This window comes from Dyella sp., from assembly GCF_051962475.1.
Taxonomy (GTDB): Bacteria; Pseudomonadota; Gammaproteobacteria; order Xanthomonadales; family Rhodanobacteraceae; genus Dyella_A.
The window spans coordinates 1-21030 of sequence record NZ_JBQCCF010000037.1; the positions used below are offsets into that span (position 1 = coordinate 1).

Consider the following 21030-nt stretch of genomic DNA (forward strand, 5'->3'; position numbering starts at 1 on the left):
GGCCCTCTCCCCCGAACGATGAAGCTGGCCAGGGGAGAGGGAGCAGGGCGTTGGAGGTGAGGAGAGGTGGTGGTCATCGCAGGTTTAGCTTGAGCCCTCTACCCAGGCTCAGCCGGGGGAGAGGGTTGGGTGAGGGGGCGCTGTCGGTTTGGGCGCTATAGGCGAGGAGCGAAGAGCTTCCCCCTCACCCCGGCCCTCTCCCCCGAACGATGAAGCTGGCCAGAGGGAGAGGGAGCAGGGCGTGGGAGCTGAGGAGAGGTGGTGGTCATCGCAGGTTTCGCTTGAGCCCTCTCCCCTGGCTCTGCCGGGGGAGAGGGTTGGGTGAGGGGGCGCTTTTGGTTTGGGCGATATCGGCGAGGAGCGAAGGGCTTTCCCCCTCACCCCGGCCCTCTCCCCTGAACGATGAATCCATTCAGGGCAGAGGGAGCGCAGCGATCAGACGGAGAGATAGCCGCCGTCGACGTTGAGCACGGCGCCGGTGGTGTAGGAGGAGGCGGCGCTGGCGAAGTACAACGCGGCGCCGGCCATCTCGGAGGGCTGCGCCACGCGGCGCATCGGCACGTGCGCCATCGCCTGCTTGAGGATCGCCGGGGTGTTGACCAGCACCGAGGCGAACTTGGTGTCGGTGAGGCCGGGCAGCAGCGCGTTGCAGCGCACGCCGGCCTCGGCGCATTCCACTGCGAAGGCCTTGGTCATCGAGATCACTGCGGCCTTGGTGATCGAGTAGATGCCCTGCTGGAAGCCGGGCACCACGCCGTTGACCGAGGCGACGTTGACGATCGAGCCGCCCCCGTTCTTCGCCATGCGCTTCGCCGCGTGGCTGGACATGTAGAAGTAGCCGCGGATGTTGACGTCGACGGTCTTCTGGAAGATCGCCGGATCGGTCTCGGTGATCGGGCCGAAGTAGGGGTTGGTGGCGGCGTTGTTGACCAGCACGTCGAGCCGGCCGTGGCGCGCGTCGATGGCCGCGTACAGTGCCTCGATCTGCGCCATCTCGCCGATGTGGCAGGCGATGGCCTCGGCCTTGCCGCCCTCGGCGACGATGCCGTCGACCACTTTCTGGCAATCCTCGAGTTTGCGGCTGGAGACGATCACGTGCGCGCCCTTCGCCGCGAACAGGCGGGCGATCTCGGCGCCGATGCCGCGGCTGGCGCCGGTGACGAGGGCGATCTTGCCGGTGAGGTCGAACAGCTCGGTGGTCATGCGGGTGTCCTCGATGCAAATCAGCGATAGGTGAGCAGGTCGGCGGCGCCGGCCAGGTGCGGCCAGGCGTTGTAGGTGACCATCTGCGGGCCGGCGCCGTTCACCCGCACGCGGCTCAGGCCGGTGTTGGCCAGCGGCCAGCTCAGCGCGAAGGTCCGCTCCGGCGGCGTGCCGAACAGCTGCGCGGCGATCACCGCGATGGGTCCGCCGGAGGTCACCACCCAGGTGTCGCCCTCGCTGTCGCGGGCACGGGTGACGAGGGCGGTGAGTGCGTCCAGCACGCCGCGGCGGAACTGCGGCCACGGGCGCGCGTACTCGTAGTCGTGGGTGCCGGCGGTCCAGCGGTCCACCGCGGCGACGAACATCTGCTGGAACGCGCGGTGCGGATCGGCCGATGCGCGCAGTTCGGCAGTGAACGCTTCGTGGCCGTCGAGGTCGGGACGAAGGCGGGCCAGCAGGTCGACGTGGTCCAGCTCGTCCAACGCGGCGATGACCTCGACCGGGCTATCGAGGCCGGCGCCGCGCAAACAATGCTCGGCCGTCTGCGCGTGGCGGCGCAGCGCGCCGCGCACCACGTGCGCCGGAGGCGCTTCGTGCGCGGCCAGCCACGCGCCGAGGCGCAGCGATTGTTGCTCGCCCACGGGAGAGAGCCGGTCGTAGTCGGCCGCGCCGAAGCTGGCCTGGCCGTGGCGGATCAGAAGCAGGTCGCCCATGCTCAGAGATCCGAGGCGGCGATGCGCCAGCGGCAGCGCTGGGCCAGGTATTTCGCCGCGTCGCCGAAGCCGGCGAACTGCGGGTTGCTGGTCTGGCCGAGTGCGAAGCGGCGGTAGATCTGCTGCACGATCACCTGCAGGCGGAATAGCCCGAACACCTCGTGGAAGTCGAAGTGCTCCACGCTCCAGCCGCTGTGTTCGCCGTAGTACTCCACCACCTCGCGGCGGGTGAGCATGCCCGGCGCATGCGTGGGCTGGCGACGGAACGACTGGAACACCGGGTCGTCGTCGGCCTGCACCCAGTAGGCCAATGCGCCGCCCAAGTCCATCAGCGGGTCGCCCAGCGTGGTCATCTCCCAGTCCAGCACGCCGGTGATGGTGAGCGGATTGGCCGGGTCCAGCACCACGTTGTCGAGGCGGTAGTCGTTGTGGATCACGCAGATCGCGGTTTCGCGCGCTGGCTGCTTGTCGGCCAGCCAGGCCATGACGTCGTCGCACGGATCGCTGCCGTCGGTCAGCGCCTGGCGGTAGCGCTCGCTCCAGCCGGCGACCTGGCGCGCGATGTAGCCCTCGCCCTTGCCGAGCGCGGCGATCGCCGGGTCGGTGGTGTCGACGCGGTGCAACTCGACCAGCCGGTCGATGAAACCGGTGCACAGCGCGCGCACGTCGGCGGGGTCCAGGCCGAGGTCGGCTGGCAGCTCGCGGCGCAGGATCACCCCGGACACCCGTTCCATCACGTAGAAGTCGCAGCCCAGCACCTCGGCATCGTGGCAGGTGGCGAGGATGCGCGGCGCGTACGGGTAGTGCGGGCGCAGCGCGGTCATCACCTGCGCCTCGCGCAACATGTCATGGGCGGACTTCGCCTTGGCCCCGGGTGGCGGGCGGCGCAGCACCAGCTCGCGTTCGCCGTAGCGCAGCAGGTAGGTGAGGTTGGAGGCGCCGCCGGGGAACTGGCCGAGCTCCGGCGTGCCCTGCAGACCGTCGATGTGCTGCTTGAGGAAGGCGTCGACGCGGGCGAGCTCGAAGGCGTCCTCGGCGCGCACCGGGCGCGGCTGGTCCACCGCGGCGGTCATCGGGCGTCGGCTCCCTGCTGGGTCTTGAGTTCGAGCTTGGCGACCACGGCGCGATGCACCTCGTCCGGACCGTCGGCCAGGCGCAGCACGCGGGCATAGGCATACAGCGCGGCGAGCGGGAAGTCGTCGGAAAGACCAGCGCCGCCGTGGATCTGGATTGCCGCGTCGATCACCCGCTGTGCCACGTTCGGCACCACCACCTTGATCTGCGAGACCAGGCTCAGTGCGGCCTTGGGGCCGGCGGTGTCCAGCGTCCAGGCCGCCTTCAGCGTGAGCAGGCGGGCCTGCTCAATGGCCATGCGCAGCTCGGCGATGCGCTCGCCGTTGCCGCCCAGTTCGGCCAGCGGCCGGCCGAAGGCGACGCGCTCGCGGGCGCGGCGGCAGAGCAGGGTGAGTGCGCGTTCTGCCGCGCCGATCGCCCGCATGCAGTGGTGCACGCGACCGGGCCCCAGCCGCCCCTGTGCGATCTCGAAGCCGCGGCCGGGGCCGAGCAGGATGTTGCTCGCCGGCACGCGCACTTGGTCGAACCGCACCTGGCCGTGGCCGCCGGGTTCGTCGTAGTCGTGAAACACCGTGAGCATGCGCTCGACGGTGACGCCGGGCGCGTCCAGCGGGCACAGCACCATCGAGTGGCGCGCGTGCGGCGGCGCGTGCGGATCGGTCAGGCCCATGAAGATCATCACCCGGCAATGAGGATGGCCGATGCCGGTGGACCACCACTTGTGGCCGTCGAGCACCACGGTGTCGCCCTCCAGCGTGGCGGTGGCGCGCATGTTGGTGGCATCGGAGGAGGCGACCTCCGGCTCGGTCATGCAGAACGCCGAGCGGATCGCGCCGTCGAGCAGAGGCTTGAGCCACTGCGCCTGCTGGGCGGGCGTGCCGTACTTCGCCAGCACTTCCATGTTGCCGCTGTCCGGCGCGTTGCAGTTGAACACTTCCGGCGCGATGAAGCTGTGCCCCATGCGCTCGGCCAGCGGCGCGTACTCCACGTTGGACAGGCCCGCGCCGTGTTCGCCGTCGGGCAGGAACAGGTTCCATAGGCCTTCGGCGCGCGCTTGGGCCTTGAGCGTTTCCATGATCGGCGGCTGGCGCCAGCGGGTGTGGTCGGCGCCGCCGACGAGCTGGCTGGCGTAGACCTGCTCGGCCGGGATCACCGCCGTGCGCATGAACCGGTCGAGGCGATCGAGCAGCGCGCGGCTGCGGGCGGAGTGCGAGAAGTCCACGGCATCGGCTCCTGATGATCCGTCGAGCGTACGCCGCCGGATGGAATCATTGAAATGCATGTGCCTTATGCGCAGTCATCGTTCGCATTGATATGCTCGGTCGGTCCTACCTGATGGATCGCCCCATGTCCGGCCGCCGCATCGACCTCAACCTGTTCCGCGTGCTGGACGCCATCCACGTGCACGGCGGCATCAGCGCCGCGGCGCGCGCGCTGCACCTGACCCAGCCGGCGGTGACGCACTCGCTGAACCGCCTGCGCGAGCACTTCGGCGATCCGCTGTTCGTGCGCCAGGGCAACCGTGTGCTGCCGACCGAGCGTACGCGGCGGATGATCGGCGAGGTGCAGCTGCACCTGAAGGGCCTGCAGGCCACCACTCAGCGGCAGGCGGCGTTCTCGCCGCAGACGCTGGAGCTGAGCTTTACCGTCGGTTTTCGCGACGTGCTGGAGTCGATCGCCTTTCCGTCGCTGATGCGGCGTCTGGCCGAGCGCGCGCCGGGTGTGCGCATCGTCAGCCGGCGCGTGGCGGCCGCCGAGGTGGAGCGCGAACTGCTCGCCGGCACGCTGGATCTGGCGGTGGATCGTCGCCTGCGCGCGGGCGCGCGCGTGGCGAGCGAGCATGTGCTCGATGAGCCGCTGGTGGTGGCGATGCGCCGCGGTCATGCGCTGGATGGACGCCCCTTGCGCCGCACGGACTACTTCGCTGCGCATCACGTGGCGGTGTCCTCGTTGGGCGAGCCGATCGCGCTGGATCTGCTCCTGCAGCAGGACGGCCGCGATCGCGAGCTGCGGCTGGTGTGCCAGCACTACTTCGCCGCCTGCCAGGTGGTGTCGGACAGCGATCTGCTGCTTACGCTGCCCGCTTCCTATGCCGCCGGCCTGGCCGCGCAGCTGCCGTTGTCGCTGCAGCCCTTGCCGCTGAAGCTCAAGCCGGTGCCGATCCACGCGTACTGGCTCGCCTCCAGGCACGACGACGCCAGCCATGCCTGGCTGCGCGAACAGGTGGTAGGGGCGATCCGCGAGGCACCCGCCCTGCGCGCGACGCGCGGCAGGCGGGCGAGCAGAGCAGTCGCCGCGGCGGACCCTACTTGACCGGAGCGACCTTGCGCGGCTTGCTCGCCTTGGCCGCAACCGGTTCCTTGTCGGCGGCGGCACGCGGTGCGCTCGGCTTCGCCGTCAATTTGGTCTTGTCCATGCTGTAGACGTTGTGGATGTCCTGCACGGACATTTCGATCTTGGGCGAGGTCATGGCGGGCCTTTCAGGTAGCGATCCCGGAGGGATCGGGAGCCGCGCCGGCCGAACACCGGTCGTGGTGGAGGACATCGCAGACGGCCCGCCGGCGCGGGGCAGGGCGGGCAGACGCGACTAGGCCGCAGCATGCGCCGCGGCAAGTTACGTGCCTGTAAGCACGTCCGGAACATCCGCGTAACCCCTGGTCCGCTAGAGTGCCACGGTTATCCCTTCGCGGGGCCGGCAAGCCCGGGCTCCCGCGCCTTCGCACGCGGTATCGCGCGTGCGCCCGCCGCTGCTCCCTGCCCACCGTCATCCCGCCACCGTGCCCGGAACGTTCCGTGGCCGGGCGGAGGTGTGCAGGCCGCACGCATCGCCAAGGAACCCGCCTATGTCCGCTCGCCGCGTCGCTCCGCCGCCGGTCACCACCTTGCCGCTGATCACCCGCTACTGCGGCTACCTGATCCGCTGCAGCGTCGACAGCTTCACCGTCACCCTTGCCGGGGACGAGGTGATGCATCAGCCCTATCCGCAGGCCCGCAAGAATCTGGCCGACGACCATCTAGGCCCCTGGATGCTCGAACAGGCCAAGGCTTTTGTCGACGCGCGGCGCGCCGGGCATGTCTGACGCAGCAGCGCCACGCGAACGCTATCATCAGCGCGTCGATCCTTCCGTGCAGTGCGACACCTGCGAAGCGGTGTGCTGCCGCCTCACCGTGGTGCTGATGCCGGAGGATCGCGTGCCGCGCTGGCTGGTGCACGAGGATGCACGCGGTTTCCAGACGCTGGCCAAGGGCGAGGATGGCTGGTGTGCGGCGGTCGATCCGCTGGATTTCCGCTGCAGCATCTACGCCGACCGCCCGGCGATCTGCCGCAAGTTCGCCTTGGGCAGCCCGAGCTGCCGCCATGAGCGCGCCGAATGGACCGCGCATCGCGCGTTGCCGACCACGGTGCAGACCTGGGGCGCCTGAGCCGCGCGCGGCATGCCACACTGCGGCCTTGTGTTTGTGGGGCTTCCCGCGTGACGAATGAGCTTCGCTGCAGCGGCTGCCACAGCAGGCTGCAGCCATGATCGATGCCGAACGGCCGCAGGCGGCGCTGCCCGGGCTGGAGGAGCCGGCCGGACCGCTGCATCGCCTGTTCTTTGCCCTGGTTCCCCCTGAAGCTGTGCGCGAGCAGATGGCCGCCGTGGCTCACGCATTGCGCGAGGGCGGCGCCATCGAGGCGCGCTGGGTGAAGCCGGCGCGCTACCACGTCACCCTGGCCTTCCTTGGCGATCACGCCAGCCTGCGGCCGTCGTTGCTGGAAGCGGCACGGGCCGCCGTGGGCAAGGTGCGCGTGGCGCCCTTCATCTGGTCACCGGATCAGGTCGCGAGCTTCACCGGCCGGCGGCCGCCGTGCGTGCTGCGCAGCACGCATGCATCGCAGGCGCTGCAGACGCTGTGGGAGCAACTGCGGCGCGAACTGTCGCTGGTGCGGCTGGGCGGGCGGATCGAGCGCAGCTTCGCCCCGCATGTCACGCTCGCCTACGGTCTTCGCGATCTGCCCGCTCCGATCGCGGTGGCGCCGATCGCCTGGCCGGTAGATCGGGTGGTGCTATTGCACAGCGAGGTTGGCAGCAGCAACTACGAGACGCTCGGCAGCTGGCGCTTGCCGGGCTGAGCTCAGTCCAGCGTCACCACCTGGTTGCGACCGCGCCGCTTGGCCTCGTACAGCGCGCTGTCGGCGGTGGCGAGCAGGGCATCCAGTGGCTTTTCGCCCGCCACCGCGCTGGCCACGCCGACGCTTACCGTTACCACGCCGTGGGGGCTGCCCGTGTTGGGCACGGCCAGCGATTCCACCGCGTGACGCAGCCGCTCAGCCACCACCAGGCCGGCTTGTAACGAGGCGCCGGGCATCACCAGCGCGAACTCCTCGCCACCGTAGCGCCCGAGCACGTCGCCACGCCGGCCGGCCGCGCCGGACAGCGCTTCGCTGACGCGGCGCAGGCAGGCGTCGCCGGCCGGATGGCCGTAGCTGTCGTTGAGCCGCTTGAAGAAATCGACGTCGATCATCAGCACGGTGAGGCGAGCGAGGCCGGGGCCATGCTCCGCATAGGCGCGTTCCAACGCCTCGTCGAGCGCGCGGCGGTTGGGCAGGCCGGTGAGGCTGTCGGTGTGCGCCAGTCGCTCGAACGCGTCGTTCTTTTGCTGCAGGCCTTCCTCGATCTTGATGTGCTGTACCTGGGTCAGCGTGGTGCGCGCGCCGTAGCCGAGCACCGCCACCACGATGCCGGCCACGCCGAGATAGAAACGCTCGCGCAGCAGGATGATCGCCACCACCAGCAGCGCCAGCGCCATCAGCAGCGGGCTGGCGCTGCGCACGAAGCGCACGAGTGCCGGCGACGGCGGCTTTGCTGTGGACGCCGGCTCGTGGTCGCGCCAGGCCTCCAGCGCGAAGGCGAGAAAGGCGATGTCGATCAGCGGATCGCGCAGCGAGCCGAAATCCGGGTGATCGCCCAGCGCGACGAAATGGTTGTAGTAGAAGGTGATCAACGTATACAGCCCGGTGAACAGCACCATCGCCCGGTAGAAATGGCGCTCGCCGCGGCGGTCGGCGGCGCTCAGCCGGATCGCCGACGCCACCAGCAGAAACAGGTTCTCGGCGTCGAACATCGTCGCCACCAGCAGCGCCTGGGTCAGGCTGCCGGCGCCGCGCAGGGTGAGCAGGCTGAAGGTGTGCACGTAGAACAGGTAGCCCAGCGCCAGTGCTAGCGCCGCATCGATCACCCGCAGCAGCACCGACTCGCCTTCGACGTACGAGGCCGACACCGCCAGCACGATCGGCACGCCGAACAGGATGAACAGCAGCGTGCTGTCGCCCGGTGCCGCGTTGGCGTTGTCCAGGAACAGGTCCTGGCGGAGGCTGGCAAGCATGCCCAGCGTCCACAGCGCGATGGCCAGCGCCGCCAGCAGCCAGCCGCGGCTGTGCCGCCAGCCATCGCGCGTGCTTCTGCGCAGTGCGGCGGCGCAGGCCAGCGCCGGTGCCGCCAGCAGGAACACGTAGGAGGCCTGCATCGCGAATGCAGGCAGGAAGAAGATGGCCGACGCATGCAACAGCACGAACACGCACGCGAGGAGCAGGGTCATCGGTGGCTTCCTTGTTCTACTCCGGCCCGATGGGCGCGGCGTGTCGCCACTACTACTACGCGTCGCAGCCCGCGGCAACCGACGCCTGCGCGCCACGCGATGTGGCACAGGTCATGGCCATGGACGGCGCGGTTGGGTGCACACTGTGCGCTCCTTTCGTCACGGAGACCTGCCATGCGCCTGACCCTGCTTGCCGCCACGCTCGTGCTTGCCCTGCCTGTCGCCGCCTCGGCAGCTGCTTCCTCCGGACGTGCCACCACCACGCCCGCCTATGTTCGCCAGGCGGTAGCCGACCCTGCCCGCAAGCTCGATGCCTCCAACGATGCACGCCGCAAGGTGGCCGCGCTGATGACCTTCGCCGAGGTGAAGCCCGGCCAGAAGGTGGTGGACCTGATTCCCGGCAGCGGCTACTTCAGTCGTGTGTTCAGCGCCATCGTGGGCCCCAAGGGCAAGGTCTACGGGATCTGGCCGGACGCCTACAACAAGGAGTCCGGCTCCGATTCGGACAACCTGCGCAAGCTCGCCGGCGAGCCGCACTACGCCAACATCAGCGTGCTGGTGCAGCCGGCCGCGCAGTTCTCCACGCCCGAGCCGGTGGACCTGGTGTTCACCTCGCAGAACTACCACGACTACCCGGACAAGTTCATGGGCGGCCTCGATCCGGTGGCGTTCGACAAGCAGGTGTTCGCCGCACTCAAGCCGGGTGGCCTGTTCGTGGTGGTCGACCACGTGGCGCCGGCGGGCTCGGGCATGCGCGACACCGACACGCTGCACCGCATCGATCCGGCGATCGTAAAGCAGCAGGTGGAATCGGCCGGCTTCGTGTTCGACGGCGAGAGCAACGTGCTACGCAATCCGAAGGACCCGCATGACATCAAGGTGTTCGACAAGTCGATCCGTGGCCACACCGATCAGTTCGTCTACCGGTTCCGCAAGCCCAAGGGCTGAGGCTTGAACGTCATGGATGACGATCCCAGGCCGCAACCGCCTTCGGCGCCCGATCCGCTGGACTGCTGCGGCGAGGGCTGCGTGCGGTGCATTTACGACGTCCATGAGGAGGCGATGGATCGCTATCGCGACGCGCTGGTCACCTGGCTGGCGCGTCATCCCGAGGCGTCCGGCTGAGCTGGACGCCTCGTCCGGAATTGCCGTGCCAAGCCCGGGCGGGCGTATGCGCGATTCTCCCAATCCCGCCGCCGCAACGTGCGCTGGTCGGCAAATGGACGTCCAAAACCATGCGCAGGATTGATCGAGGTGGTGCCGCGGGTTAGATTCCCTGGCTCGTCTCAGGGGGAATACGTCATGAAGCGCATCGCACTGGCTATCGCCGGTACCGTTCTTTTGTCCGCATGCGGCCACGACACGCGCACGCCGGTGGCGCTGGGCACGCTGGTGGTGCCCAACCAGGCGCCCTGGCTGATCCTTTCGCCGGGGCCGGAGCAGGTGGAACTGCGCGGCCTGGACAGCACCTTGAAGTTCCTGCCCGACCCGCCATTGGCCAAGGCCCTAGAGGCGCAGCTGCGCGCCGGCGTGCAGCTGAACTATTTCGCCAACCTCACCATCGCCTGCGACGGCATCGAGGCTGGAATGAAGGTGGACACCGACGAGGCGCCGGATACCGTGCTGCTCGATCTGTCCCTGCGCTGCACGATCAACGCCAGCGGCCGGGTGAGCAGCCATGCGTATGAGGTGTCGCCGACCACAACGGTGCCGGCCGGCTCCAGCGAGTCGACCTACGCCCAGGCCCTGGGTGTGCTTCTCCGCAAGGGCGCCGGGCAGATCGCCACCCAGCTGTCGTCCGATGTGCGGGCAAGCCGTCCCGTCGCGCCCTGAGTCCACCGGGCGGCGCTAAACGGCCCGGGCCTCGACGTCGCGGAACTGGCGGCGCAGGTCCTGTTGGCAGCGTTCGATCATCGCCGGAGTGAAGAACTCCGGCCACGCGCTGCTCAGGTCGGTGTCCGGCGCGGCGAGCGCGTGCTCGCCCAGCACCTGGGCCATCGCCAGCGTGTCGGCGCACAGCAGCGCACGGCCGAGCGAACTTTCCGGGAGCGTGCCGGCCGCGGTGCGTTCCTCCAACGCGTTGAGCACGTTGGCGGGCAGGTTCCAGTGGTGCGCCGCCCGCAGTGAAAGCTGAGCCGCCAGCTGAGCGCACGAGGCGAGGAAGTGGCTGGTCAGCGGGCCCAGTTCGGCCGGCGCTTCCTGATCGAGCACGCGCACCACGGCGCCGGTGCCGGTGTTGCACACGATGCCGGCCAGGTAAGCCTCGAACGGGTCGGAGCTGCCTTTGCCGAGGTAGGCGCAGGCATGCGCGCAGCGCTCGGCGTGATCCCATAGCCGTTGCCCCGCGACGTGGCCGAACATGCCCGCGCTGGCGTGCAGGATCGGTTTCATCACGTGCATCGTCACCACCCGGCGCAGGCCATCCTGGCCGAGCAGCACCACCGCATGCTGCAGGCTCTGGATCGGGTGCAGGGTGCGGTAGTAGATGCTGCGGCTGACCCGCATCACTTCGCCTACCAGCACAGGATCGCGGCCGATCAGCTTGGCCAGCTGTGCGCCGCCGACGGTGTCGCTCTTGAGCGAACGCAGCAGTTGCGGCAGCACGGTGGGCAGGCGCGGCAGGCTGCGCACGTCGAACGCAGCGCAGGTGCTTTGCAGGCGCCGCAGGATGGTTCTTTCTTCCTGGCTGGGCTCGCTGGCGTGGTAGTCGGGCAGGCCGAGCACGTAGCGGTGGAAGCGGTCGCCCAGCATTGCCAGCGACATCGCCTCGTGCGCGGCGGCGGTCGCCTCGGGGCTGGAAACGGCCTGGCCGTGCGGCGCGGGTATGGGGCGGGGGCGCGCCGGCGCGCGCGCCGGGGGTGGTGCATCCGCGTATCCCAGAATCCAGCGCCACAGGTTTTGCATGCACGCTCCCCCGGCCGGAATGCCCGGCCTCGCAGCGGTGTTAACGGCCCGGAGGCCGAAAAATGTAGGCCGTGGCCCAGCGGGGTGGCATTGGCCCCCAGCCGCCCCTACGTAGAGAGGCTCCCGCCCCAGCGAGCTGCGCATGATTCCCTTCTCCATCCTGGATCTGGCCCCCGTCACCGAAGGCAGCGATGCCGCCCGGTCGTTCCGTCATTCGCTGCAACTGGCCCAGTTGGGCGAGCGGCTGGGCTACCGCCGCTACTGGCTGGCCGAACACCACAACATGCCTGGCATCGCCAGCGCGGCGACGGCGGTGCTGATCGGTCATATCGCCGGCGGCACCTCCACCATCCGCGTCGGCGCCGGCGGCATCATGCTGCCCAACCACGCGCCGCTGCAGGTAGCCGAGCAGTTCGGCACGCTGGCCTCGCTGTATCCGGGGCGGATCGATCTGGGCCTGGGCCGCGCACCGGGAACCGATCAGGCCACCGCGCGGGCCCTGCGGCGCTACTTCGACAGTGCCGATGCGTTCCCCAGCGACGTGATCGAACTGCTGGGCTATTTCGAGCCGGCGACGCCGGGACAGGCCGTGCGCGCGGTGCCTGGCGCGGGGCTGGAGGTGCCGGTGTGGCTGCTCGGCTCCAGCCTGTTCAGCGCCAAGCTGGCCGCACAGCTCGGCCTGCCGTTCGCGTTCGCCTCGCATTTCGCGCCCGATGCGATGGACCAGGCGCTGGCGATCTATCGCCGCGACTTCCGCCCCTCGGCGCGCCTGGCCGAGCCGTACGCGATCCTCGCGCTCAACGTGGTGGCGGCCGACAGCGATGCCGAGGCAAGGCGCCTGTTCACGACCCAGCAGCAGGCGTTCGTGAATTTGCGCCGGGGGCGGCCGGGGCTGATCCCGCCGCCGATCGACGACATCGAGGCGTTCTGGACGCCCACCGAGCGGCTCGGCGTGGACCAGGCGCTGGCCTGCGCGGTGGTGGGCGACCCGGACACGCTGCAGCGCGGGCTGGCTGCGTTCATCGCGCGATACCGGCCGGACGAGTTGCTGCTCACCGCCAACATCTTCGACCACGCCGCGCGGCTGCATTCGTTCGAGCTGGCCGCCGCCGCGCGCGACGCACTGGCGGCGGCCGCATGATCCAACGATTGCGCGCTTCGGGCATCATGGCGCTCTTTTCCGCACGGCCAAGCCCTACCGCATGAAGATTCCCAACGGCCTGCAGCCGCTGATCGACGATGGTGTGATCGACCAGGTGCTGCGTCCGCTCAAGAGCGGCAAGGAGGCCTCGGTGTACGTGGTGCGCTCGGGCGATCACATCCGCTGCGCCAAGGTCTACAAGGACATGGGCCAGCGCAGCTTCCAGCAGCGCGTGCAGTACCAGGAAGGGCGCAAGGTGCGCGGCAGCCGCGAGGCGCGCGCCATGGGCAAGGCCACCAAGTTCGGCCGCAAAGAGGCCGAGGCCGCCTGGAAGAACGCCGAGGTCGACGCGCTTTATCTGCTCAGCGACGCCGGTGTGCGGGTGCCGCGGCCGTACGGCTACTTCAACGGCGTGCTGCTGATGGAGCTGGTCACCGACGAGGACGGTCACTCCGCGCCGCGGCTGGGCGAGGTGGATCTGGATGCCGACACCGCACGCGCCTGGCACCGCTTCCTGATGCAGCAGGTGGCCCGCATGCTCTGCGTGGGGCTGATCCACGGTGATCTTTCGGAATACAACGTGCTGGTGGGGCCAGACGGCCCAGTGATCATCGACCTGCCGCAGGCGGTGAGCGCCGCCGGCAACAACAATGCGCGCTTCATGCTGCGCCGTGACGTGAGCAACCTCACCATCACCCTGGCGCGCTTCGCGCAGGAGCTGCTGGACACGCACTACGCCGAGGAGATGTGGGCGCTGTTCGAGCAGAGCGAGTTGCATCCGGACACCGAGCTCACCGGCCACTTCACCTTCGACGAGCGCGCCGCCGACGTGGACAGCGTGATGCAGTCGATCATCGATGCGCGCGAAGAGGCGATCATCCGCCAGCAAGGGCGCGAGGCGGCGCGGGAGGATTGAGGTTTCGCTGTGCGCAGGCGGAATCGATGTCGTTGCGGGGGCGAAGAGCGTCGCCGCTGAAGCCGCTCCCACAGAGCGCCGGCTTCCAGGGACATGTGGGAGGGGCTTCAGCCCCGACGGCGTAGGCCGCATAACGCCTCGCGGAACCAGCACTTCGCCATGAAAAAGGGCCGCGTCGCGGCCCTTTTTCGTTCAATGCCCGGGGAAGCTGTTTCCCTTGGCTGCCTTCTTGGCCGTCTTCTCGGCCTTCTTTTCCTTGGGTGTCTTCAAGGCTTTCTTCTTGTCGCCTTTCTGCTGGTTCAGACCTTTCATGGCGCGCTCCTGCGGGGAGATCCCCGCGTCCGGCCATGGTGACAGCTTTCGCGTGCCGCCGACGCTTTTCGGCCGGCGGCGCGCGATAGGCGCTCAGGAGCCCTTGGCGGCCACCACCGGCAGTTCCACGTAGCTGGAGTGGAACACTTCCTGTGTGGCCTTGCGGTAGTCCTCCGGCTTGGCCAGGAAGATGTTCGGCACGAAGGTCTGCGGGTTGCGGTCGTACAGCGGGAACCAGCTCGACTGGACCTGCACCATGATGCGATGGCCGGGCAGGAAGACGTGGTTGGTGGTCGGCAGGGCGAACGTGTACGGCAGCGGCGTGTTGGCCTGGATCGGTTTGGCCTCGGCGAAACCTTCGCGGTAGCGCCCACGCAGGATGTCCATCGCTACGGCGAGCTGGTAACCGCCCATCTCCGGATGGTTTGCCACCTCGTCGGGATACACGTCGATCAGCTTTACCACCCAGTCGCTGTCGGTGCCGGTGGTGGACGCGGTGAGGTGCACCTGCGGCTGGCCGGCGATGGTCAGCGGCGCGGTGAGCACGTCGGAGGTGTAGGTGAGCACGTCGGTGCGCCCCGATGCCTCGCGCTGATCGTCCACCAGCCATTCCGACCAGGTCTGCCCGGTGTCGTAGCCCACCGGCTGGATCGGCCGTGCGCGGAACGGCACCGGGTGCGCGGGATCGGAAACATAGCGGTCGCCGCCGTCATCGACCGGCCGGGCGAAGCTGGCCTTCATGGCGTCGCCCAGATACAGCGGCTTCGGCGTGATGGTGCAGCCATGGTCACAGCCGGAGGGCCAGCGCTGCAGTCGCTCCCAGCGATTGGTGCCGGTCTCGAACGCGGTCACCGGGGCCACGTCGGCCTTCGGTGCCTGGTTCTTCAGATACTGCGCCAGGAACGGCCGCAGCACCTGTTCGCGGAAATACCGGCCGGTGTCGCTGCCGAACTTCAGGGCACCGAGGGCGCTGGCGTCCTCGATCTCCTGGCCGTGGTGCCACGGGCCCATCACCAGCTTGACCATGTTGTCGCTGGTGTCCTTAGGCTTGATCGCCTTGTACACGGCGATGGCGCCGTAGATGTCTTCCTGATCCCACAGGCTGTGCACCAGCATCACCGGCACTTTCAACGGCTCTTCCGCCAGCAGCTTGTCCACCGCCTGGTCCTGCCAGAAGCTGTCGTAGGCCGGGTGCGCCAGCACCTTCTTCCAGAACGGCAACTGCTCCATGCCGTGCTGGCGCGCCAGCTCGCCGGCAGAGCCCGCGCGCAGGTAGAGATCGTAGTCGTCGTGCACGTTCGACCACCACTTGGCCGAGTTGTCGCGGGTGGCGGTCTGCTCGTAGATGTAGGGCAGGTTCTGCTGGCGGAAGGCGCCGTTGTGGAACCAGTCGTCGCCCATCCAGCCGTCGACCATCGGGTTCATCGGCACCGACACCTTCAGCGCCGGGTGCGGATGGATCAGCGCCATCAGCGGCTCGAAGCCGTCGTAGGAAATGCCCAGCGTGCCGACCTTGCCGTTGCTTTCCGGCACGTGCTTCACCAGCCAGTCGATGGTGTCGTAGGTGTCGGTGGCGTCGTCCACCGGCGTGGGGTTGACCGGGCCGTGCGGCGGTCGGTTCATCACGTAATCGCCTTCGGAGTGGTACTTGCCGCGCACGTCCTGCACCACGCGGATGTAGCCGTCCTCCACGATTACATCGGCGGGGTTGTCGTAGCCCTCCAGGTTGGCGGCGAGGCTGCCGCTCTGCGCATGCGTGGTCAGCGCATCGGCATCGTAGGGCGTGCGGGTGAGCACGATGCCGGCCTTCTTCGCGTGGTCACCGTTGAGGTTCTTCGGCACCAGGATGACCGTGTGCAGCTTCACGCCGTCGCGCATGGGGATCATCACCACGCGGCGCTCGAAGTCGGCGTCAGCGTTGACCGGGGTGAACTTCGCCGGCGTCTCGCTGGGGTAGTTCGGGTACTGCGGAGCGGCATCCTGCCTGGCAAAGGCTCCGGCCGAGACGGCCAGCAGCGCGGTGGCAAACGCCGGCACGAGGCCGGCCCGGAGAGAGGCAGGAAGCAGCTTCAGCAACATCGCGGTGGGTCCCCTGGGTGAAAGGCCCACGTTATCAGGCGCTGCCGTGCACCGGCCATTAGCCGATGGTCAGGAGGGTCGGCGCGTTCCCCTTACGCGGCAGCCATGCGCGTCGCCGCGCGCACGCTGACGCTGTGGCTGCCGTCCATCAGTTGCAGCTCGCCGTCCTGGATCAGCGCCTGCAGACGCATGCCGCGATCGAGCAGGCCGACCAGCTCCTCCACGGTGGCCTCGGGGATGTCCAGCACGGTGAGGTTGCGGAAGCGGGTGAGGCTGCTGGCGATCTTGTCCCACCACACGTCCGCCGCGCGGCCGCCGTAGTTGATCACCACCACCTGTTGCGATTTGGCGCAGGCCTTGCGGATGCGCGTCTCGTCCGGCTGGCCGAGCTCGATGGTGAGCTCGATCTCGTCGGCGTAGCTCTTGCGCCACAGGTCCGGCTCTTCCTCGTTGCTCAAGCCCTTGCCGAACTCCAGTCGCTCGTCGGCATACAGCGCAAAGGCGAGCAGGCGCACCATCAGGCGCTCCTCGGTTTCCGACGGGTGGCGGGCGAGCGTGAGCGCGTGGGTGGCGTAGTAGTGCCGATCCATGTCGCTGACCTGCAGCTCGACCTTGTAGATGGTGGCGTTAAGAGCCATGCGGGGCATTCCGTGATGTCAGCCGTGCAGTGTAGTGGGGCGTTGCACATTTGGCGGGACCGCGCGCGGCCGTCGCGCTACCCTGCGCGCTTGCCATGACCGTCCGCATCCCCGCCAGCACCCTGCACCTGCCGCCCGGCGACTGGACCACCGTGCTGGACTGCCTGTGCGACCACTTCGCGGCGATTCCCCGTGCGCAGTGGCTGGACCGCATCGCCCGCGGTCGCGTGCTCGATGCCGACGGCGTGCCGATCACCGCGCACACGCCGTACCGCGTGGGCATGCCGGTGCGCTATTTCCGCGAGGTGGCCGACGAGCCGGCGATTCCCGGCGAGGTGCGCATCGTGCATGTGGACGAGCATTTGCTGGTGGCCGACAAGCCGCCGTTCCTGCCGGTGACCCCGGCGGGCGTCTATGTCACCCAGACGCTGCTGGCGCGGCTGGTGGCGGCTACCGGCCACGCGCACCTGGCACCGCTGCACCGGATCGATCGGCTTACCCGTGGCCTGGTGATGTTCTCGGTCCGTCTGGACACCCGCGATGCGTACCAGGCGCTGTTCCGCGAGCGCCGCATCGGCAAGGTGTACGAGGCGCTGGCGTGGCCGCTGCCCGACGTCAGCTTCCCGCTGCTGCGCCGCTCGCGCATCGAGCGCGGGGAGCCGTTCTTCCGCATGGGCGAAGTGCCGGGCGAGCCGAACAGCGAGACGCGCATCGACGTGATCGAACGCGGCGATACGCTGTGGCGTTATCGGCTGGAACCGCTGACGGGGCGCAAGCACCAGCTGCGCGTGCAGATGGCGGGATTGGGGGCGGCGATCGCCAACGATCCGCTGTATCCAGCGCTGCAGCCCGAGGGGCCGGACGATCCTGCGCGGCCGCTTCGACTGATGGCGCGGGAGCTGGCGTTTGATGATCCGCTGAGCGGGGACACGCGGCGGTTCTGCAGTGGGTTGACGCTGTGATGGAGCAGGGGGTGTGAGCGATCACTGCCCTTCGACTGCGCTGCGCTACGCTCAGGGCGAACGGGGTTAATGACGTGCTATGTGCGGAATTAAGTGCAGGTGGTCACGGCACGAGACCACCGCTCGCCCAGTGGCGGGAGCTAAGAGGAGGCTCAGTGATACTCATCCCCTGGCGCCATCCCCGCCGTTCGTCCCCGGATCGAGTCCGGGGCAAGCTCTGAGCGTAGCGCAGCGCAGTCGAAGGGCATCACGCCCCACACCGCGCCCTTCATTCACATCCCCAAAGAATCATCCGAATGCGATTGCCCCATCCACGCTTTGCGCTGCTACTCAGCCTGCTTCTCACTGCTCTGTGCACGCATGCCAGTGAAGCACCGAGCGCGGCCGCCGCCGCTCCCCCCGCCGACACCTTCCAGCTCTCCGGTCCCACGTTCGCCCCGCAGGCCTTCCACATCACGGTCTACCTGCCGCCGGGCTATGCGAATTGCAGCACGCGCTACCCCGTGCTCTACGCCAACGATGGCCAGGACATGCCCGCGGTCGGCCTGCAGGCCACCCTCGCGGACCTCTACGCCCGGCACGCCATCGCGCCGGTGATCGTGGTGGCGGTGGATGCGCTGCCCGATCGCCTGGCGCTCTATGGCCTGTTCGATCGCGCCCGTCGGCGCAGCGTGGTGGGTGGCTCGCGCTTCGGTGCCATCGGCGCGCAGGCGCAGCCATATGCGCAGTGGTTCGTCGACACGCTGGTGCCGACCATCGATGCGCGCTACCGCACCCGCCCAACGGCGGCCGATCGCGCCGTGCTCGGCTGGTCGCTCGGCGCGTTGAGCGCGTTCGGACTGGGCTGGAACGACCCTGACGTGTTCGGCACGGTGGGCGCGTTCTCGCCCTCGTTCTGGGTGGCGGGCGACCGCAGTAGCCCGGCAGCCGTCCAGCACTCGCGGTTGGCGCTGGGGATGGTCGACCGCGGACCGGCGCGTCCCACCCCGCGACTATGGTTTTCCATCGGCACCGCTGAGGAAACCAGCGACCGCGACGGCGACGGCGTGATCGACGCGGTCGAAGACCTGCGCGATCTCGTCGACGGCTGGCGCGATGGGAACGGCAAGCCGCGCCGCGGCCTGCGCCAGCTCGGCTATCGCGTGGTGCAGGGCGACCCCGCGCATCCGCCGCGGGCGGGGCAGGTGGCGCTGGACGTGGTGTCCGGTGCCCACCACGAGCAGAAGGCCTGGGCGGCCGTGCTGCCGGATTTCCTGCGCTGGGCATTCCCACCGCCGGGCTGACGCGCCGGGCCATGCGGCGGTGCGCGCTGCCATGGCGCCCCGTTACCGGCTATCTTTCGGGCCTTGTCCATCCGGGGAGTCCCACACGTGAGCCAACCGAAAGCGCCGGGCGCCGAGCCGCGCACCGAATTGACCGTACGCGGCCTGATCATCGGCGTGGTGATCACCGTGGTGTTCACCGCCGCCAACGTGTTCTTCGGCCTCAAGGCTGGCCTCACCTTCGCCACCTCGATCCCCGCCGCGGTGATATCGATGGCGCTGCTGCGTGGCTTCAAGGACTCCACCATCCAGGAAAACAACATCGTGCAGACGATCGCCTCGGCGGCCGGCACGCTGTCGTCGATCATCTTCGTGCTGCCGGGCATGATCATCATCGGCTGGTGGACCGGCTTTCCGTTCTGGCTGTCGTTCGCGATCTGCGCGCTGGGCGGCATTCTTGGCGTGATGTACTCGATCCCGCTGCGCCGCGCGCTGGTGACCGGCTCGGACCTGCCGTACCCCGAGGGCGTAGCCTGTGCCGAGGTGCTCAAGGTGGGCGCCGGCGACGACAGCACCGACACCGCGACCGAGGAAAGCCGCGCCGGCCTGCTGGCCGTGGTATGGGGCGCCATCGTCTCGGCGGTGTTCGCCGTGGTCGTGGCCACCCAGGTGTTCGCCTCCGATGTGGTGAAGTTCTTCCGGGTGAACGACCGCGGTGGCGTCACCGGCTTCGATCTCGGGCTGTCGTTTGCGCTGTTCGCGATCGGCCACTTGGTGGGCATTTCGGTGGGCATAGCGATGCTGGTCGGTGCGCTGATCGGCTGGGGCTGGGGCGTGCCACATTACGCGGCGCTCGCCGGTGGCACCGGTGCGCTGGCGGACATCGCCCAGGCCACCTGGAGCACCAAGGTGCGCTACGTGGGCGCCGGCGCCATCGGCGTGTCGGCGATCTGGACGCTGGCCAAGCTGGTCAAGCCGGTCATCAGCGGCCTGGCCGGCGCCATGGCCGCCAACCGCGTGCGCATGGCCGGCCAGGCCGACACCCTGCCGCGCACCGAGCGCGACATGCCGATCGGTCTGGTCGGCCTGATCACGCTGGCCTGCTTCGTGCCGATCGCCTGGCTGCTCGGCCACTTCGCCAACCTCAGCGGGCTGGGCAGCCAGATCGGCGTGCTGGCGGTTGGCGGCGTGGCGTTCGTGGTGTTGATGGGCTTTTTCGTCTCCACCGTGTGCGGCTACATGGCCGGCCTCATCGGCTCGTCCAACAGCCCGCTGTCGGGCGTGGGCATCCTGGTGGTGATCTGCTCCTCGCTGCTGCTGGTGGCCTTCGTGCAGCCGCACCTGGCGCCGGATACCGGCAAGGCGCTGGTGGCGTTTTCGCTGTTCGTCACCGCGGTGGTGTTCACCGTGGCGGCCATCGCCAACAACAACCTGCAGGATCTCAAGACCGGCCAGCTGGTCGACGCCACGCCGTGGAAGCAGCAGGCCGCGTTGATCGTGGGCGTCATCGCCGGCGCGGCGGTGATCCCGCCGGTGCTGGACCTGGTGAACCAGGCCTACGGCTTCCTCGGTGCCCCGGGCGTCAATCCGGCCAATGCCTTGCCGGCACCGCAGGCAGGCCTGATCTCGGCGCTGGCGCAGGGCGTAATCCAGGGCAACATCGATTGGACGCTGATCGAGGTGGGCGCGGTGATCGGCGCCGCCATCATCGTCATCGACGAGGTGCTGGCCCGCGTCAGCCGCTTCCGACTGCCGCCGCTGGCGGTGGGTCTGGGCATCTACCTGCCCACCGTCAGCACGTTGATGGTGGTGGTCGGTTCCGTCGTCGGCTGGGTCTACGACCGCCAGGCGGACAAGGGCCCGCGTGCCGAACCGGTGAAGCAGCTCGGCGTGCTGCTGGCCTCGGGCCTGATCGTGGGCGAGAGCATCATCGGCGTGGTGATTGCCGCCATCGTCGCCTTCGCCGATAAGCTCGGCCTGCGCAAGGACGGTCCGCTCGCCCTGGTCGGCCCCGGCTTCGCCGACTACGCCGTGTGGCTGGGCGGTGGCGCGTTCGCCATCGTGGTGTTCGTGCTGTATCGCTGGGTTGGCCGGATGGGCCGGGCAGGGGCCTGACGAGGGCGAGCGGCATCGGCGGCGCTGTCCGGATGGCGCCGGTGATGCTGCTCTGGTCGTCACCCCGGAGCAGCACGAAGAACTCCAGCCTGCGTCATCTTTCCTACCCGTCACCCCAGCGCAGGCTGGGG

The 21030-nt window shown here is 68.9% G+C and carries 21 protein-coding genes; 12 read left to right on the forward strand and 9 right to left on the reverse strand.

Annotated features, from left to right (window positions below):
- Positions 1–435: 435 nt before the first annotated feature.
- Genes ACTHJF_RS08760 through ACTHJF_RS08775 form a run of 4 tightly spaced genes read right to left on the reverse strand, consistent with a single transcriptional unit; the run spans position 436 to position 4212 of the window.
- Entirely contained in the window at positions 436–1203 is a 768-nt protein-coding gene (locus tag ACTHJF_RS08760; RefSeq protein ID WP_440266773.1) for an SDR family oxidoreductase, read from the reverse strand.
- Positions 1204–1223: 20 nt separating this feature from the next.
- Positions 1224–1916: a histidine phosphatase family protein gene (locus ACTHJF_RS08765; RefSeq protein ID WP_440266774.1), complete on the reverse strand. Its 693-nt coding sequence runs from the start codon at positions 1914–1916 to the stop codon at positions 1224–1226.
- 2 nt (positions 1917–1918) lie between these two features.
- Positions 1919–2989 carry a phosphotransferase family protein gene (locus ACTHJF_RS08770; RefSeq protein ID WP_440266775.1) on the reverse strand — a complete coding sequence of 357 codons (1071 nt, stop codon included), beginning with the start codon at positions 2987–2989 and terminating at the stop codon, positions 1919–1921.
- Positions 2986–4212, reverse strand: a complete 1227-nt coding sequence (locus ACTHJF_RS08775) for an acyl-CoA dehydrogenase family protein (RefSeq protein WP_440266776.1) — start codon at positions 4210–4212, stop codon at positions 2986–2988. Before ACTHJF_RS08775 ends, ACTHJF_RS08770 begins: the two co-directional genes overlap by 4 nt.
- Positions 4213–4337: 125 nt before the next feature.
- On the opposite strand from ACTHJF_RS08775, the gene ACTHJF_RS08780 reads away from it, so the two are divergent.
- Positions 4338–5303: a LysR family transcriptional regulator gene (locus ACTHJF_RS08780; protein ID WP_440266777.1), complete on the forward strand. Its 966-nt coding sequence runs from the start codon at positions 4338–4340 to the stop codon at positions 5301–5303.
- Here ACTHJF_RS08780 and ACTHJF_RS08785 read toward each other — a convergent pair.
- Positions 5296–5460: a hypothetical protein gene (locus ACTHJF_RS08785; RefSeq protein ID WP_440266778.1), complete on the reverse strand. Its 165-nt coding sequence runs from the start codon at positions 5458–5460 to the stop codon at positions 5296–5298. The genes ACTHJF_RS08780 and ACTHJF_RS08785 overlap by 8 nt on opposite strands.
- A 373-nt stretch (positions 5461–5833) precedes the next feature.
- Between ACTHJF_RS08785 and ACTHJF_RS08790 the strand changes: the two genes are divergently transcribed.
- The 3 genes from ACTHJF_RS08790 to thpR all read left to right on the forward strand — a co-directional run bounded on the left by ACTHJF_RS08790 (position 5834) and on the right by thpR (position 7104).
- A complete protein-coding gene (locus tag ACTHJF_RS08790) occupies positions 5834–6070 on the forward strand; it encodes a hypothetical protein (RefSeq protein WP_440255199.1) in 237 nt (78 codons plus the stop codon).
- Positions 6063–6413 carry a YkgJ family cysteine cluster protein gene (locus ACTHJF_RS08795; protein ID WP_440266779.1) on the forward strand — a complete coding sequence of 117 codons (351 nt, stop codon included), beginning with the start codon at positions 6063–6065 and terminating at the stop codon, positions 6411–6413. The genes ACTHJF_RS08790 and ACTHJF_RS08795 overlap by 8 nt, the downstream gene beginning before the upstream one ends.
- A gap of 97 nt (positions 6414–6510) precedes the next feature.
- Positions 6511–7104 carry an RNA 2',3'-cyclic phosphodiesterase gene (gene thpR / locus ACTHJF_RS08800; protein WP_440266780.1) on the forward strand — a complete coding sequence of 198 codons (594 nt, stop codon included), beginning with the start codon at positions 6511–6513 and terminating at the stop codon, positions 7102–7104.
- A gap of 2 nt (positions 7105–7106) precedes the next feature.
- On the opposite strand, the gene ACTHJF_RS08805 is transcribed toward thpR, so the two are convergent.
- Positions 7107–8570, reverse strand: a complete 1464-nt coding sequence (locus ACTHJF_RS08805; protein WP_440266781.1) for a diguanylate cyclase — start codon at positions 8568–8570, stop codon at positions 7107–7109.
- Positions 8571–8744: 174 nt separating this feature from the next.
- Here ACTHJF_RS08805 and ACTHJF_RS08810 point away from each other — a divergent pair, with 174 nt between their 5' ends.
- The 3 genes from ACTHJF_RS08810 to ACTHJF_RS08820 all read left to right on the forward strand — a co-directional run bounded on the left by ACTHJF_RS08810 (position 8745) and on the right by ACTHJF_RS08820 (position 10403).
- Entirely contained in the window at positions 8745–9518 is a 774-nt protein-coding gene (locus ACTHJF_RS08810) for a class I SAM-dependent methyltransferase (RefSeq protein ID WP_440266782.1), read from the forward strand.
- Positions 9519–9530: 12 nt separating this feature from the next.
- A complete protein-coding gene (locus ACTHJF_RS08815) occupies positions 9531–9695 on the forward strand; it encodes an oxidoreductase-like domain-containing protein (protein WP_440266783.1) in 165 nt (54 codons plus the stop codon).
- A gap of 177 nt (positions 9696–9872) precedes the next feature.
- Positions 9873–10403, forward strand: coding sequence for a hypothetical protein (locus ACTHJF_RS08820; RefSeq protein ID WP_440266784.1), 531 nt, complete (start codon positions 9873–9875; stop codon positions 10401–10403).
- A 15-nt stretch (positions 10404–10418) separates the two neighbouring features.
- Here the strand turns inward: ACTHJF_RS08820 and ACTHJF_RS08825 are convergent, their stop codons facing one another.
- Positions 10419–11474: an HDOD domain-containing protein gene (locus tag ACTHJF_RS08825; protein ID WP_440266785.1), complete on the reverse strand. Its 1056-nt coding sequence runs from the start codon at positions 11472–11474 to the stop codon at positions 10419–10421.
- A gap of 142 nt (positions 11475–11616) precedes the next feature.
- On the opposite strand from ACTHJF_RS08825, the gene ACTHJF_RS08830 reads away from it, so the two are divergent.
- Both ACTHJF_RS08830 and ACTHJF_RS08835 read left to right on the forward strand, forming a co-directional pair.
- The gene (locus ACTHJF_RS08830; protein WP_440266786.1) at positions 11617–12615 is read left to right on the forward strand and encodes an LLM class flavin-dependent oxidoreductase; all 999 of its coding nucleotides are present in this window, start codon (positions 11617–11619) and stop codon (positions 12613–12615) included.
- A 61-nt stretch (positions 12616–12676) separates the two neighbouring features.
- Complete coding sequence (locus ACTHJF_RS08835) at positions 12677–13531, forward strand: PA4780 family RIO1-like protein kinase (protein WP_440266787.1); 855 nt, start codon at positions 12677–12679, stop codon at positions 13529–13531.
- A 405-nt stretch (positions 13532–13936) separates the two neighbouring features.
- On the opposite strand, the gene ACTHJF_RS08840 is transcribed toward ACTHJF_RS08835, so the two are convergent.
- Positions 13937–15922, reverse strand: coding sequence for a CocE/NonD family hydrolase (locus tag ACTHJF_RS08840; protein WP_440266788.1), 1986 nt, complete (start codon positions 15920–15922; stop codon positions 13937–13939).
- A 92-nt stretch (positions 15923–16014) separates the two neighbouring features.
- Positions 16015–16560, reverse strand: a complete 546-nt coding sequence (locus tag ACTHJF_RS08845) for a YaeQ family protein (protein ID WP_440266789.1) — start codon at positions 16558–16560, stop codon at positions 16015–16017.
- A gap of 95 nt (positions 16561–16655) precedes the next feature.
- Here ACTHJF_RS08845 and ACTHJF_RS08850 point away from each other — a divergent pair, with 95 nt between their 5' ends.
- The 3 genes from ACTHJF_RS08850 (at position 16656) to ACTHJF_RS08860 (ending at position 20899) form a co-directional block, all read left to right on the forward strand.
- Positions 16656–17522, forward strand: a complete 867-nt coding sequence (locus tag ACTHJF_RS08850) for a pseudouridine synthase (protein WP_440266790.1) — start codon at positions 16656–16658, stop codon at positions 17520–17522.
- A 296-nt stretch (positions 17523–17818) separates the two neighbouring features.
- Complete coding sequence (locus tag ACTHJF_RS08855; protein WP_440266791.1) at positions 17819–18805, forward strand: alpha/beta hydrolase; 987 nt, start codon at positions 17819–17821, stop codon at positions 18803–18805.
- 87 nt (positions 18806–18892) lie between these two features.
- Positions 18893–20899, forward strand: coding sequence for an OPT family oligopeptide transporter (locus tag ACTHJF_RS08860; protein ID WP_440266792.1), 2007 nt, complete (start codon positions 18893–18895; stop codon positions 20897–20899).
- Positions 20900–21030: the final 131 nt, after the last annotated feature.

What these genes read in the sequence shown, in the direction of transcription:
- ACTHJF_RS08830 (WP_440266786.1), top strand. Translation starts at nt 11,617, where the DNA reads ATGATTCCCTTCTCCATCCTGGATCTGGCCCCCGTCACCGAAGGCAGC.
- ACTHJF_RS08785 (WP_440266778.1), bottom strand. Translation starts at nt 5,460, where the DNA reads ATGACCTCGCCCAAGATCGAAATGTCCGTGCAGGACATCCACAACGTC.
- ACTHJF_RS08815 (WP_440266783.1), top strand. Translation starts at nt 9,531, where the DNA reads ATGGATGACGATCCCAGGCCGCAACCGCCTTCGGCGCCCGATCCGCTG.
- ACTHJF_RS08780 (WP_440266777.1), top strand. Translation starts at nt 4,338, where the DNA reads ATGTCCGGCCGCCGCATCGACCTCAACCTGTTCCGCGTGCTGGACGCC.
- ACTHJF_RS08840 (WP_440266788.1), bottom strand. Translation starts at nt 15,922, where the DNA reads ATGTTGCTGAAGCTGCTTCCTGCCTCTCTCCGGGCCGGCCTCGTGCCG.
- ACTHJF_RS08790 (WP_440255199.1), top strand. Translation starts at nt 5,834, where the DNA reads ATGTCCGCTCGCCGCGTCGCTCCGCCGCCGGTCACCACCTTGCCGCTG.
- ACTHJF_RS08795 (WP_440266779.1), top strand. Translation starts at nt 6,063, where the DNA reads ATGTCTGACGCAGCAGCGCCACGCGAACGCTATCATCAGCGCGTCGAT.
- ACTHJF_RS08770 (WP_440266775.1), bottom strand. Translation starts at nt 2,989, where the DNA reads ATGACCGCCGCGGTGGACCAGCCGCGCCCGGTGCGCGCCGAGGACGCC.
- ACTHJF_RS08855 (WP_440266791.1), top strand. Translation starts at nt 17,819, where the DNA reads ATGCGATTGCCCCATCCACGCTTTGCGCTGCTACTCAGCCTGCTTCTC.
- ACTHJF_RS08805 (WP_440266781.1), bottom strand. Translation starts at nt 8,570, where the DNA reads ATGACCCTGCTCCTCGCGTGCGTGTTCGTGCTGTTGCATGCGTCGGCC.
- ACTHJF_RS08845 (WP_440266789.1), bottom strand. Translation starts at nt 16,560, where the DNA reads ATGGCTCTTAACGCCACCATCTACAAGGTCGAGCTGCAGGTCAGCGAC.
- ACTHJF_RS08820 (WP_440266784.1), top strand. Translation starts at nt 9,873, where the DNA reads ATGAAGCGCATCGCACTGGCTATCGCCGGTACCGTTCTTTTGTCCGCA.
- ACTHJF_RS08835 (WP_440266787.1), top strand. Translation starts at nt 12,677, where the DNA reads ATGAAGATTCCCAACGGCCTGCAGCCGCTGATCGACGATGGTGTGATC.
- ACTHJF_RS08850 (WP_440266790.1), top strand. Translation starts at nt 16,656, where the DNA reads ATGACCGTCCGCATCCCCGCCAGCACCCTGCACCTGCCGCCCGGCGAC.
- thpR (WP_440266780.1), top strand. Translation starts at nt 6,511, where the DNA reads ATGATCGATGCCGAACGGCCGCAGGCGGCGCTGCCCGGGCTGGAGGAG.
- ACTHJF_RS08765 (WP_440266774.1), bottom strand. Translation starts at nt 1,916, where the DNA reads ATGGGCGACCTGCTTCTGATCCGCCACGGCCAGGCCAGCTTCGGCGCG.
- ACTHJF_RS08760 (WP_440266773.1), bottom strand. Translation starts at nt 1,203, where the DNA reads ATGACCACCGAGCTGTTCGACCTCACCGGCAAGATCGCCCTCGTCACC.
- ACTHJF_RS08825 (WP_440266785.1), bottom strand. Translation starts at nt 11,474, where the DNA reads ATGCAAAACCTGTGGCGCTGGATTCTGGGATACGCGGATGCACCACCC.
- ACTHJF_RS08810 (WP_440266782.1), top strand. Translation starts at nt 8,745, where the DNA reads ATGCGCCTGACCCTGCTTGCCGCCACGCTCGTGCTTGCCCTGCCTGTC.